At 46.0% G+C, this 13,425-nt stretch carries 11 protein-coding genes; 8 read left to right on the top strand and 3 right to left on the bottom strand.

The genetic code is table 11. From position 1 onward, the window contains the following. Nucleotides 1-15: 15 nt before the first annotated feature. The 8 genes from murJ (at nucleotide 16) to F6X55_RS11610 (ending at nucleotide 8,293) form a co-directional block, all read left to right on the top strand. Complete coding sequence (murJ, locus tag F6X55_RS11645) at nucleotides 16-1,539, top strand: murein biosynthesis integral membrane protein MurJ (RefSeq protein ID WP_153463457.1); 1,524 nt, start codon at nucleotides 16-18, stop codon at nucleotides 1,537-1,539. A gap of 5 nt (nucleotides 1,540-1,544) precedes the next feature. Continuing rightward, complete coding sequence (locus F6X55_RS11640) at nucleotides 1,545-2,450, top strand: PIG-L deacetylase family protein (RefSeq protein ID WP_153463455.1); 906 nt, start codon at nucleotides 1,545-1,547, stop codon at nucleotides 2,448-2,450. Between the two features lie 16 nt (nucleotides 2,451-2,466). Further along, nucleotides 2,467-3,930: an O-antigen ligase family protein gene (locus F6X55_RS11635; RefSeq protein WP_051382146.1), complete on the top strand. Its 1,464-nt coding sequence runs from the start codon at nucleotides 2,467-2,469 to the stop codon at nucleotides 3,928-3,930. Nucleotides 3,931-3,941: 11 nt separating this feature from the next. Further along, complete coding sequence (locus F6X55_RS11630) at nucleotides 3,942-5,033, top strand: glycosyltransferase (RefSeq protein WP_153463454.1); 1,092 nt, start codon at nucleotides 3,942-3,944, stop codon at nucleotides 5,031-5,033. Nucleotides 5,034-5,045: 12 nt separating this feature from the next. Further along, nucleotides 5,046-5,516, top strand: coding sequence for a PssD/Cps14F family polysaccharide biosynthesis glycosyltransferase (gene pssD / locus F6X55_RS11625; RefSeq protein ID WP_026570734.1), 471 nt, complete (start codon nucleotides 5,046-5,048; stop codon nucleotides 5,514-5,516). Next, nucleotides 5,513-5,992 carry a PssE/Cps14G family polysaccharide biosynthesis glycosyltransferase gene (pssE, locus tag F6X55_RS11620; RefSeq protein ID WP_153463452.1) on the top strand — a complete coding sequence of 160 codons (480 nt, stop codon included), beginning with the start codon at nucleotides 5,513-5,515 and terminating at the stop codon, nucleotides 5,990-5,992. The genes pssD and pssE overlap by 4 nt, the downstream gene beginning before the upstream one ends. A 23-nt stretch (nucleotides 5,993-6,015) precedes the next feature. Further along, the gene (locus F6X55_RS11615; protein ID WP_161993079.1) at nucleotides 6,016-7,053 is read left to right on the top strand and encodes a GNAT family N-acetyltransferase; all 1,038 of its coding nucleotides are present in this window, start codon (nucleotides 6,016-6,018) and stop codon (nucleotides 7,051-7,053) included. A 193-nt stretch (nucleotides 7,054-7,246) separates the two neighbouring features. After that, nucleotides 7,247-8,293 carry a glycosyltransferase family 4 protein gene (locus F6X55_RS11610; RefSeq protein ID WP_026570731.1) on the top strand — a complete coding sequence of 349 codons (1,047 nt, stop codon included), beginning with the start codon at nucleotides 7,247-7,249 and terminating at the stop codon, nucleotides 8,291-8,293. 304 nt (nucleotides 8,294-8,597) lie between these two features. Here the strand turns inward: F6X55_RS11610 and F6X55_RS11605 are convergent, their stop codons facing one another. The 3 genes from F6X55_RS11605 to F6X55_RS11595 all read right to left on the bottom strand — a co-directional run bounded on the left by F6X55_RS11605 (nucleotide 8,598) and on the right by F6X55_RS11595 (nucleotide 13,138). Next, the gene (locus F6X55_RS11605) at nucleotides 8,598-9,737 is read right to left on the bottom strand and encodes a CDP-glycerol glycerophosphotransferase family protein (protein ID WP_272914948.1); all 1,140 of its coding nucleotides are present in this window, start codon (nucleotides 9,735-9,737) and stop codon (nucleotides 8,598-8,600) included. A gap of 37 nt (nucleotides 9,738-9,774) precedes the next feature. Then, nucleotides 9,775-10,173, bottom strand: coding sequence for a glycerol-3-phosphate cytidylyltransferase (gene tagD / locus F6X55_RS11600; RefSeq protein WP_026570729.1), 399 nt, complete (start codon nucleotides 10,171-10,173; stop codon nucleotides 9,775-9,777). 214 nt (nucleotides 10,174-10,387) lie between these two features. Then, nucleotides 10,388-13,138, bottom strand: coding sequence for an SH3 domain-containing protein (locus tag F6X55_RS11595; RefSeq protein WP_153463446.1), 2,751 nt, complete (start codon nucleotides 13,136-13,138; stop codon nucleotides 10,388-10,390). Nucleotides 13,139-13,425: the final 287 nt, after the last annotated feature.

Genomic DNA, 13,425 nt, shown 5'->3' with positions numbered 1-13,425 from the left:
TGCGGGGTAATGAGGATGAAGTCGAAACTGGGAGCGGCCGGATTGTTGTTTTTGCTGATGACATTGCTATTGAAAATTTCAGGCCTGGTCCGCGACATGGTGATTGCCTATTACTTCGGAGACAGTTATCAGGCGGATGCATTCTTGGCTGCATTCATCATTCCGAACATGCTGTTCCTGTTCATGATCAACGGAATGAAGAATACATTCGTCCCAAGCTATCTCGAGGCAGCTGCCAGTGGCAGGGAAAACAGCCACTTGTCCCATGTGTTCAAAGCAACAGCTATTGGAGGGACAGTCGCAGCGGTTCTCGGTATGCTGCTTTCCCCGTATTTGATTCCGTTTCTTTATGCCGAATTCAGCGGACAGGCGACAAGGGTTGCGGTCGGGGTATCCATTTGGCTTATGGGTGCCTTGGTGTTTGTTGGATTAAACGCTGTATTGGAGGCTTATCTGGATGCAAGACAGCGATTTTCCACATCAGCTGCCTCGCAAATCATCGTGATAGCCGCCATGATAACCAGCGCTTTTCTATTCGCGGAATCTGCCGGACCTAACGCACTGGCGGCCGGCTATTTTGCAGGTACGATTGTTTCTTTATTGTTCAAGCTGATTTTGGCTGTTCCCAAACAAGCAATCCGATGGAAAGAAAAAATCAATCCGGCGGAAATTAAACAATTTTATCAGTTGTTCCTGCCTGTGGCCTTGACCGTTATGGTGGGCCAAATCAACTTGGCAGTCGACAATATATTTGCCGGCTACTTTCCCGAAGGAACCGTGACCTATATCAACTATGCCAAAAACCTGGTCCATTTTCCGCAGGCGATTTTCGGAGTCACGATTGCGACCCTGGTTTTTCCGGCACTTGCTCAAGCACAGGCTGCAGGCAATCAGAAGCAATTCAAACAAACGATGACGCAGGGACTTAACCTGATGTACTTGCTCGTCCTTCCGGCGATCAGCGGGATGATGATCCTCATGCCGCAAATCATCGAGCTATTGTATGAGCGCGGTGCGTTTACGCATCAGGCTACCCTGGAGACAAGCCAGGCGGCCTACTACTATTTTGGTTCGGTACTTTTTTTCAGTTTGAATACGATGGTCAACAAAGGATTTTATTCGATAAAACAAGGCAAATTAATCATGAAAATCGGCGCCGTTTCCGTGGTGTTGAATCTATTATTCAATTATTTATTCACGAACATGCTGGGATTTATCGGTATCCCGCTCGCATCCTCGGTAGTCGGTTTGCTTTATGCGACCACAGGATTTGTTCTCTTCCTGAAGCATGTCAAGGGGCTTCCGTCAGGCATGTTGGCTGGAGAGTTTATCAAAATCACTGTCGCTACAGGAATCATGGCAGCTGTCATCATCCCGCTCAGCCGGTTGGTCACAGGTTGGCCCGTGTTGTTGCATATCATAATGGTTGCGGCTATCGGTGCGGGAATATTCCTAGGGGCCGCAGGGGTCCTGAAGACGCACTCCTTGCACTACCTAGCCGGAAGTCTGCGAAGTAAAACGAAGCAAAAGGAGACGTAACAGCGATGATGAAAGATACATTGTTAAAATCAGCGGAGCCGGTAGTCGTTCCGGTTACCAGGCTTTTAATGAAAAAACATTATCAAAACAGTCAAAAAACCGCAAGCGTGGTGCCGAATCAACACATCCTGGTATTAGCTCCTCATATGGACGATGAAACGATCGGACTCGGAGGGACGATACGTCGTCATGCCGATACCGGATCACAGGTTACCTGTTTGTTTATCACAGATGGAGGACGAAGTGTCAGCCGGCTTCCGGGAAAAGAACTGGCTGTCCTGCGGAAGGCGGAAATCAGCCAGGTTCAGCCGATTCTCGGAATCGATCAGGTTGTCTACTGTGATTTGCCGGATGGGCATGTCGGGAATCGGCCGGATTTGAGCGGCACGATTGCCGAACACATCAAACGTCTCCAGCCGGATATCATTTATTCCACGACGTTTGTCGATGCCCATCCGGACCATGTCGCGACAGCGGAAGCGTTGGCTGGTGCTCTCGAACAAGTAGACAGCATCGATCCGCTCATTCGTTTATATGAAATCAATTGCCCCTTTCCACCGGCAGCCATCAATTGTTTGATCGATATTTCGGAGACACTGCCGGCAAAACGCCGGGCGATCGGTGTATTTCAATCGCAAGCAATCGCGTTCGACGGCTTTCTGGAACTTAACAGGATGAAAGCCCACCTTGCCGAGAATGCTATTGATGCAGCCGAAGGATTCCTGCAGCTTTCCAGCAAGGAATTTCAGGAAATCATGCAGGCGATAAAAAACGAAAACTATGATTATCCCAAGCTGTTCAAACAGGCAAACCGCACGGTGACGCTGTTGTGGGCAATATATAAAAATCATCGGTTGAAGAAAAGGATTTACCAGCAACATTGGCCGTCACATCCCGGCACCCATCGATAGGAGAGGAGAATGTACCATGAACATCAGCATCAAACAAATCGGATTCGTACCGGCCGCCTTGCTTATTCTACTGGCCGCTATGATGCTCGACAACCTCATCGTGTCACTGGCCGTCATTGCAGCCTTTGTCACCTACAGCTATTTTCAGGAAAAAAACGCCTTGATTTTGCTGTTTGTTTATTTTCCGATCCGTCCCTTTCTGGTCGAATTCAACCCGATCCTGAAGCTTGTCGGAGATGCCGTGATTTTCATCCTGTTGGTAAAAACCATCCTGAAATACCGGCACGATTGGCGTTCACTTGTGAAGTTCCAATGGTTTGAACTCGCTTTTTTCGCCTTTTGTTTTATCGGCGCCGTTTCTGCGCTCGTGTCCGGCGTTTCGATTACGGCTTTGGTGTTGCAGCTGCGATCCTTCCTGTTGTTTTACCTTGTCTACTATGTCGTCAAGCGGATGGACATCACGAAACAGGATATCGCCCGGTTCCTTTGGGCGACCGTGATTCTGGCCGTGGTAATATGCCTGCACGGACTGGTGGAAAAGCTCTCTTTGCGCGGGTGGCTGCTTCCTCCGACATGGGAAAACATGCCGCTTTCCGCTATCAATCGGATTCGGATCTATGGATTGATCGGCAATCCTAACCTGCTCGCTTACTACTTGTCTTTTGCGTTCATTTTGACACTCTTTTTACGCACTTATTTGCGGGGCAAAATGGTCTGGGTGGCCAACATGGCATTGGTTCTTTACATGGGTGTCTGGTTTCTTACCTATTCGCGCGGGACCTGGCTCGCCTTTACTGTCGGCCTGTTGATTTATATCGCGTTGACCAGGAACTGGCGAATCCTGAGGACGACTTTGATCACTCTGGCAGCCGGAATCATCTTCATCGGCGTCCCTGCCAATATGCTGGCGAGCACGATTGAAGCATCCGATTTCGGGCAAACCCAACGCAGCACGCAAAAACAGTACGACGAGCGCGACGGCGGTTTCTCCGACCGTATGCGGGAGACTTTCAACGAGGATGCCGTGGAGGGGAGCAAACGTGCAGGCCGTCTGTACATCATCGAAAAGGGTTGGACCATCTTCCAGGACAATCCGGTGATCGGGACAGGTTTTGCCACGTTTGGTGATTCGGCTACATTGAATGCCGGTTCACCGATTTATGAAGATTACAATATCGATCGTGAGTTTTATTCAGACAATCAGTACATCCAAGTCATCGTGCAGACCGGGATATTCGGCGTCATCGTGTTTGCCGTGTTTTTACTGAATATGCTTTACCTGTTGTGGAACAGACGAAGCGAGCTGAAGACAGCCACGGTACTGCTTGCCGTCTTGCTTGGCTCCTATGTTGCCGGACTGGTCTACAACATCTGGGAAAATGACTCGTTCACACTGTTTTACTTTGCGATGCTTGCGTATGTCATCAACCAGACACGCCACGTCCAGTCTGCAAGGAAGCTGGCAGCGGCGGCAGAATAGGAGGGGAGCAGATGCCGTTAAAAAATGTCCTTGTCTTGAGTACCATGTTTCCAGGGAAAAACAGTCCGACCTTCGGTATATTTGTCCGCAATCAGGTCGAAGCTTTAAGAAAACGAGGGTTGGACATCGATGTCGCAGCGATTACGGAGCCGGGTATGCGAAAACACCAACTGTTGAAAAAATACTCGACCTGGATGATACGCATCGGCCTGATCAGTCTTCGCAAGGGAAAAGGCTATCAATTGATCCATGCCCACTATATTTTCCCGAGCGGATTGTTCGGCCTCTGGTTCAAAAAGCGGTTCGGAACCAAGTTGATTGTTACCTGCCATGGCGGCGATCTGGACAAAATGGCGAAAAAGGGGAAGTTCTTTTTTCAGCAGACAAAACGGATTTTGCAGCATGCGGACCATATCGTCGCAGTAGGGGAAACACTAAAACAGGAAATGCTTGACCGCTATCAAGTGGATGCCGGAAAAGTGACTGTGTTGAATATGGGAGTCAACCGGCAGATTTTCACGCCGGTTCCTAAACCACAAGCGAAACGAATGTTGGGTCTAGAGAAAGACAGGATACAACTGCTGTATGTCGGCAACCTGATTGAAGCGAAAGGGCTGATGGAGCTGTTGAGTGCCTACCAGCAGTTAAAACAAACGTTTGATCAATTGGAACTGCATCTCATTGGAGCAGCCAAGCAGCCAGAATTCCTGGAGAGAATCGAGGAGAAAATCGACAGGGAGGATATCCCGGATGTGACCATCCATGGTCCCAAAGGACAACAGGAGGTGGCGGACTGGATGGCGGCTTCCGACATCTTTATCATTCCTTCCCATATGGAAGGGTTCGGGTTGGTGGCACTGGAAGCCATGTCGTGCCATACCCCTGTCGTCGGCAGCAATGTCGGCGGTCTTGCCCATCTGCTCAAAGGTGGGGCCGGTATACTTGTGCAGCCCAAAGACCATGAATCACTGTGCGATGGATTGGAGAAACTGATAACGAGCGAAAAGCTTCGTGATCAACTTGTCATCAAGGGAGAAGAGAAAGCCCAGGAAAACGATCAGGATAAATTGTTGGATCAGCTTATTTCAATCTACCATCGATAGGAGCGAGACAGGATGAAACAGAAAAAATTGCTTCTCATTTCATCTATAGGCGGACATCTTACCCAGCTGCTACAGTTGGAAGGCTTGTTCAAAAACTACCAATACCATCTTGTAACCGAAAAGTCGGAGATCACCGAACAGTTGATGGAAAAATACCCGGTTTCCCTGCTGATGTACGGGGCACGGAATTATCCGATCCGCTATATCTACAAATTCACCTATAATACGATCAAATCCTTGTTCATCTTTCTCAAGCACCGTCCGGATATCATCATCACAACAGGAGCACACACAGCGGTGCCGATGTGTTACCTGGCAAAATTATTCCGGCGCAAAATCATCTTCATCGAGAGCTTTGCCAAATCAACCAGCCCCACCTTGTCCGGCCGGATGGTTTATCCGATTTCCGATTTGTTCATCGTGCAATGGGAATCGATGAAGGACATTTATCCGAAGGCAGTGTACGGGGGGTCAATCTATTGATACTAGTAGTTTTAGGCACGCACGAACTTCCTTTCACCCGCCTGGTTGATGAAGTGGACCGGCTCAAACAGGAAAATGTCATCCAAGAAGAGGTCATCGTCCAACACGGCCACACACCATATAAAAGCGGACGGATGACATTGAAACCGTTTGTCAGCTATGAAGAAATGGAAGCTTTATACGATGATGCCAGCCTGGTTATCACCCATGCAGGCACCGGTTCTGTCATTACTGGATTGAGAAAGGGGAAAAAGGTGATTGCCGCTCCCCGTCTGAAAAAGTACGGCGAACATAATGATGATCACCAGCTTCAGCTGGTGGAAGCATTCACTGCCCAAGGCCACATTTTAAGTTGGAATGACGGCGATCGACTCGAGGCTGTCATCCACCAGGCCAGCCATTTCGTTCCGAAACCTTTTCAATCGGGAAAGCAACGCCTGCAGGAAATCCTGACCGATTTTATCGATCATGCATGAGCACTTCAAAAGGGGAGGATAGCATGGCCATTCGTTTTTTTCAGCCGGGGGATCGAGAGGGAATCCAACAGCTGTACACCAAAGTGTTCGGGAAAGAGCGCTCGTTAGCAGGTTGGGAATGGAAATACGTTAACCATCCCAACCCGGTTAATCCATGGATTTTGGTTTTTGAAAAAAGCGACCGTATCGCCGGCCACATTGCCTTATGGGTAAGCGAAGTATATATTAAAGGTGAACTGCATCTGGCAGGATTGCGTGTCGATACGATGGTTGATCCAGACAACAGGGGGCAAGGAATATATCAGCAGTTGAATGAAGCGATGTTTACCGAAGCCAGAAAGTCGGGAATCAAGCTGCTATATGGTTTCCCTGCGCCGAAAGCGAGAGAATTGCTCCTTACCCGCACACCAGCAAAGGAAGCGGGTCCTGTGTCACGCTTTGTTTACATACAAAATCCTTTTACATTGGCTGCGGGGATGATAAAGCTTGCCAGCCTTGCGAAACCGCTGGGCAGTATTTATAAAAAATCAATCAGCAAACAAAGGAGACTGTCTTCTGTTCCATATCGACTGGAAACCGTCACAGCATGTGACGGGCGTTTCACTGATCTGGCCGACCGCCTGTCCGCAATCAGGCCGGTTGTGATCCGCCGGAGCGATAGGTACTTGAATTGGCGTTACCACCAGCATCCGGACAACACGTATCACATGGCAGCACTTAGTCAGGGAGCGGAGTTGGCAGGCTATGTAGTCGTGAAAAAGGAAGGGAAACAACTCAATCATGGCAGCGTGGCCGTCGGAACAATTGTTGACTGGCTGGCGATTGACGATGAAAAGGTATGGCAGGAATTATTGCAGGGAGCATTGCACCAATTGCGAGACTGCGACGTGGTACAGAGCTGGGCCTTGCCTGAAACTCCATCAGCGAATGCCCTCGCTTCAAAGGGCTTTAAGGTAAAGGACCACCCGCTCGCGCTTGTTGTTCATCCCCTAGAGAATACAACGATAGGGTGCAGGCTTGAGGACTGGTATTTGCACCAGGGAGATGTTGATTCATTTTAAGAGGTTATTTTCATTACTATATTGAAACAATTGTAAAATTTTCTCGGGAAACCGTGTTTTTTATCCCGTATTGTGCTATAGTAACAAAAGCAAAAAAAATACGAAACTATGAAACCTATTTTCAGTGACCCACGTCATATTAAAAGACAAACAAACTAGAGAGAGATAGGCTCGAAATTCAGGAGGACCGACCATGGAATTTATAGCATTGCTATTATGCTTTATTATATCGGTGGCGATAACACCATTGGTTAAAAAACTGGCCATCCGCATCGGTGCGGTCGACCAGCCGAATTACCGTAAAATTCATAGCAAATTAATGCCGCGGTTAGGCGGTTTGGCGATATTTATCAGTTTCCTTATCGGCTTTTACTTGTTTGACCCAGTCAGTCAGTATGACTGGCCGATTCTGGTAGGTGCCATTTTGATTACCACGATCGGTTTTCTTGATGACTTGTTCGAGTTGTCAGCCAAAGTGAAGTTTTCCGTTCAGCTGATCGCTGCAGGAATCGTCGTTTTCAATGGCGTACAAATCACTTTCATAAATTTGCCTTTCGGTGAGACACTGCAATTCGGCTACATGAGCATTCCAATCACCTTGATTTGGATTGTCGGCATTACGAATGCCATCAATTTGATTGATGGTTTGGATGGACTGTCAGCCGGTGTTTCGGCCATTGCTCTGATCACGATTTCCGGCTTGGCGATATCGCTCGGTGATACGTTCGTCGCTTTGATGGGATTGATGCTGCTTGGAAGCACGCTCGGATTTTTGGTTTACAACTTTCATCCGGCCAAAATATTCATGGGCGACACTGGCGCATTGTTTTTAGGCTACATGATCGGTGTGTTCTCGGTGCTTGGCTTTAAGAACGTAACGTTGTTCTCGTTGATTGTCCCGATTATCATTTTGGGCGTGCCGATTTTAGATACTTTCTTTGCGATTGTTCGCCGCATCATCCAAAACAAGCCCCTGTCCGCCCCGGATAAGCTGCATTTGCACCATTGTCTGTTGAAACTAGGCTTTGGCCATAAACAGACCGTTATCCTGATTTATGCGATGAGCGGATTGTTCAGCATCGCGGCCATCATCTTCACCAAATCGACCGTTTGGGGATCGACGATAACCCTGTTGGCACTGACGATACTGGTAGAGATTGTAGTTGAATTGACAGGCCTTATCAGTGAAAACTATCGCCCGATTCTGCGTTTGTTGGAAGGCGCCAAGGCGAAACGATAAACATAGAAAAGAGCTGCTTCATCAGCCGTTTAAAGGCTTGTGAAGCAGCTCTTTTTGTGTTCCTGCATATTAGGGCGTGGGGGAATTGTATTACGCTTTTCATGGCCAGTGGACAGCTTACTGTAACCCCATAAAGGACTTCTATCCCGCAAGACTTTACTGCACTCCCTCAGCAAGACGTCTGTTATTCCCGCTTAATGTCTCCCTGATCAATCATTCTTCCAGCTGTTCCGTTGATTTACATAGGAACGACAACTAGTCTCCATGAGAAAACCGTGATAGGAGTACACTCCTATCACGGCGATTATTGTTCCGATACCCGCTGTTGTTGCTCTTCCTCTCTGTAGAGGTATTGGACCAGGTTGGCGGCCGAATTTCCTCGCGAGTATTGGTTCCATTGAGCAGAAAAGTTACGCACTTTCTCCATATCAAAACGATTTTCTTTTATGATGTCAGAAATTTCGGTTGTCGTGGAAACAACTGGTCCTGGAATGTTTTGTTTATAGTCTTCCCAAAAACCGCGTGCTGTCTGGTATTCTGCCAAATCATAGCTGAAGAATATCATCGGTTTTTCCAATAACGCGAATTCGAAAGGAATGGAAGAGTAATCAGTGATTAAATAGTCACTGACCAACAACAAGTGATTGATATTTTCATAGTCTGTAACATCTACGACAAAATCATTGTACTTGTTATCCAGATTTGCCCTGATTGCCGGATGCAGACGCAAAAACAAGACGTACTCATCACCTAAGCTCTTGTAAAGCTGTTCAATATCCAAAGCGATATCGGCGGAATGAAGTTGGTTATCACGGAAGGTAGGTGCATATAAAATCACCTGTTTCCCTGCGATAACCGGAAACCTTTGCTTTATCTCCTGCTCGATTTGCTTAGTGTGCGATTTATCAAAAAAGAAGTCCGTTCTTGGAACACCGGTCCGCAAAATTTGCTCGTTGTTCAGGCCAAAGCTTTTTCGAAAGATACCAGCCATTTTTTCTGAACCGACCACCACATAATGAAAGCGACGGTATACTTCCTGAAACCGCTGTTTGGCACGGTTGCTGCGTGTTTCAATCGAAGGATCTTTCAATCCGAATTGCTTGATGGCGCCCGCAGCATGCCAAAGCTGTATACAGGAAACTCCCGCTTTAAAATCGGTGACAGATAAAAATCCAAAGTAATTATCAACGAAAATCACTTTGGATGTGGCTAAATGGTAGATAGATTGTAAGAATTGCAGCAGGTGGGATGGACGAAAATGCTTGATTAAGACTTGAGAATCGTCCGCAAAGTCCCGCTTGCATCCTTCTGCTTTTAATACAATGATTTGCTCTTGACCAGAACGTTTCAGTTCATCCGCTACTGTGGCGATATTGTCCCCAAAGGAAGCGACCATGATGGTTTTTTCCTTGAGCGGGAACAACTTGAAGAAGTTGAAAAGCATCCTGAAGAAAAAGAGATAGCTGGATATCACCAGTTCTCTAGCCATTGTTTACTTTAAATAAATCCTTTTTGATTTTTGTAGTGGAAATGCCGACTGTGCGGGGCAGGTAAATGACTTCGCAATAATCTTTCAAAAAGTCGAATTTGCCTTCCCAGTCGTCACCCATTACAAAGATATCGATATCATGCTTTTGTACGTCGTCTATCTTTTGCTCCCAATCTTCTTCAGGAATGACTTCGTCCACATAGCGGATAGCTTCCAAAATCATTTTGCGGTTTTCGTAGCTGTGATATGCTTTTTTATTTTTAATCGCGTTGAATTCATCGGTCGAGATAGCAACAGTCAAGTGATCGCCAAGCTCTTTGGCACGGCGGAGTATATTGATATGGCCGTTATGAAGCAAGTCAAAGGTGCCATAAGTGATTACTTTTTTCATTTATTGAAACCTCCCTAAGGAATCAATGCTACAAAAGTTAAGATTTCATAGCATAGTTTATACTTTTTTTTACCCATAACACTATAAATTGTAAACGGTTTGTTAAGAATATACAAGAGGTAATAGTTTCTAATGTAAAGAATTTTGCTCATAAAAGGAGAGGGACTTTATGGAAAATCCATACGCTGTCCCTCTCTTTATGTTATGCTTTCAACTATTTTTCGGAAATGTATTCTCCGTTATTTCCTCCACTTACCCATCGTGCTGAGCCATTATAGTCGATTTGGTACCATACACCATTCTTGCTTAGGTGGTTATTACTGTCGAGCATCCCAGCGACCAGGGTTCCGTTACTCAGACCGCCGACCAGACCTCCATTAGTAGAAGGCTCGGTTCTTACATTCAGGGAGGAAGCCGTAACTTCCAGAAGGTTCAGAAGATCAACATAGGAAGAAGAAACCCATCCTGTTTGACTGCCGACTTTCACTTGGTACCAGCCGTTGCCATTTGATCCAAGAACTTCTACTTTTTGACCGTTATCCAGCGTACTAATAATTGTCGCACCACTAGAGGAATTCGGCTCTGTCCGGAAGTTCAACCTGGTGGTGGTGACCCCGTAAACTCCTGCAGGAAGCTCACTGATTGTTCCAGTCTCTGGTTGATTGCGGTATTGCGGAATATCGTAATTCAATACATAGTTGTCCAATAAGGAATAGATATCGCTTATCTTTGTCGTCTGGCTCACTGCCCAGGAAACATGAGTCGCATACTGATGTACGCCCGGATTCGCAGGATTCCAGCGCATTTTATAAAGCGTATCCTGACCTCTATTAATATAGTTTTTCGCTACATCCTCAGCCCCGCCGATAACTGCAGCTTCCGGGGTAAACCAATTATGATCGAAGGCATATTTGGCACCACAGGAAAGGGCACAGCCGTCATAAGCACCGTAGCCGTACATGTTATACACTGTATAAGCTGGTGTTTGTCCCGAGCCCACTACATTCCCTTTCGTATCAACACCTACACCTGCAGCCAATGCAGACTTGCCATTGTTCGTCTCGTGCAGGGCATGGGCCATCAAGTAAACCTCGTTGATGTTGAACTTTTCGCCCGCTTCGATGAACGCAGCTGCTGTTCCTGTCAAAGTACCTTTGTTGTTTAGTACTTTGCTGTTGATTTCATTGGCACTTAATTGCGCACTATGTGATAGCTTCAAGAATTGAAAGTAGCTTGATGCATCTTTAGCGAAATTGTCCGGATTCATGTAGTACTCGACTTGGCTTCTGGTGGCCGGAATCGTTCCGGAGCCATTTGCCTTTGGTGTTCTTGTCATCTGGATGTCAGCAGCCTGGCTGAATGTATGATCATATTCCGTAGTCTGATAGACTGTTTGCGGTGTATCGCTGACATCATTTTTATGAATGTAACCAGTCCTTGCTTTGCCATCGACATAGACAGTTGCCTGATACCAGCTGGCAGTATAGGTTTTATACTTCAATTCAGACCCATGGCCGTAAGACTTCAACACAGAAGCGGAAGTCGAAGGAGTGGCATAGACATTGGTAGGGCTTTTGGCGCCATATCCCTGAAGCTGCTTTGGAACAGCTTCCAGGTTTTCAACATCAGAATTTTTGATATAGCCTGATTGTTTTTTGCCATTGACATAAACGGTTGCCTGGTACCAGCCTGAAGTATACGTCTGGTATTTAAGCGAGGAACCTTGCGTGTATGATTTAATGGTGTTGGCTCCTACCGGCGAAGTATATATCTTGGTCGGCGCTTTGGCAGCAATACCATTTAACGTAGTCGGCTGATCATCAGCATTCTCCACATCGTTTTTGGCGATATAACCGGTTCTGGCTTGGCCATCGAGATACACTTTTGCTTTATACCAATTGGAGGTGAAGGTTTCGTATTGTAAAATTGTCCCCTGATTATAGATTTTCAGCTGTTCAGAATCGGTGGAGGCTTGTGCATATACAAAGGTGCGATTATTAACTCCAATACCCTCCAAAGCTGTTGGAGACACTTCACCATCTTCCACGTCATTTTTACTAATATATCCGGTTCTCGCCTTGCCATTCACATACACTGTAGCTTGATACCACTCGGAAGTGAATGTTCGGTACTGTAGGATTGTCCCTTTTCTGTATGCTTTCAGTGTATTGGAATTGCTGTTTGGAGAATCATACACTTTAGTGGAACTTTTCAAACCAACCCCCAATAAATCGGTAGGTTCTGGGTCGGCATTCTCTACCTGCTTTTTGCTTATAAAACCTGTTTTGGCTTTTCCACGGACATATACAGTGGCTTTGTACCAATTGGAAGTGAAAGTTTGATACTTTAATATTGTCCCTTGTCCATATGACTTCAGAACATTGCTCGTTTCAGTCGCTTGTTGATAAACCTTGACTGGATCATCCAGACTGACCCCCGAGAGACTGGCCGGTGAGTTGTCTGCATTTTCTACATCGCTAGCATCTATATAGCCAGCAGTCGCACGGCCGTTTAAATAAACCGTGGCTTGATACCAGTTCGAAGTAAATGTCTTATATTTAAGAATGGTTCCTTTGCTATAAGACTTTAACACTTTAGAAGAATTGGATGCTAAAGCATATACGTTCGTAGGCTTCACGTTTCCTACGCCTTGCATATCGCTCTGGGGAGTTACGGCATTTTCGACATCCCGTTTACGAATATATCCAGTTGTCGCTTTCCCGCGAATATAGACCGTTGCTTTATACCAGGAAGTGTTATAAGTACTATAGCGTAGCAAAGTTCCCCGCTCGTATGATTTCAATACGGTCGAATTAGTCGATGTCTTTGCATAAACGGGTGTTGAGTCCTGTAAGCCTATCCCCTGTAAATTATCACCCGGAGCTGCTGAAGCAAAGGAAGGGAAAAAGTGTGCACATACCCAAAATACCAGCAGGTAAGCCATTATTCTTATTATTTTCTTCAATCTCTCTCCCCCATGTAGTATTGAATCTTGGCTGAGTTACTGACAACGTAATAGGAAAGATGAGTAGTAAGTGTAGTTATTCTATATAATAATTATGAAATTTTATATTCTATTATTTTCTAATTATAGTAGAGTGATTACATTCCAGTTTGATAAAAGGAATCACTTATCAATCCTCTGTGAAGTTTCCATAGTATATTGTCTCTATCAATCACCTCATTAGCATAAACATATAGTTTATTATGGCAAGATTCACTAAAATTGTTAAGGTTATTTTTCCCTATTAT

Source organism: Sediminibacillus terrae, assembly GCF_009602435.1.
Classification (GTDB): domain Bacteria; phylum Bacillota; class Bacilli; order Bacillales; family Amphibacillaceae; genus Sediminibacillus; species Sediminibacillus terrae.
Note: the sequence above shows the minus strand (reverse complement) of the source record. Positions and strands in the feature narration are given on the sequence as shown.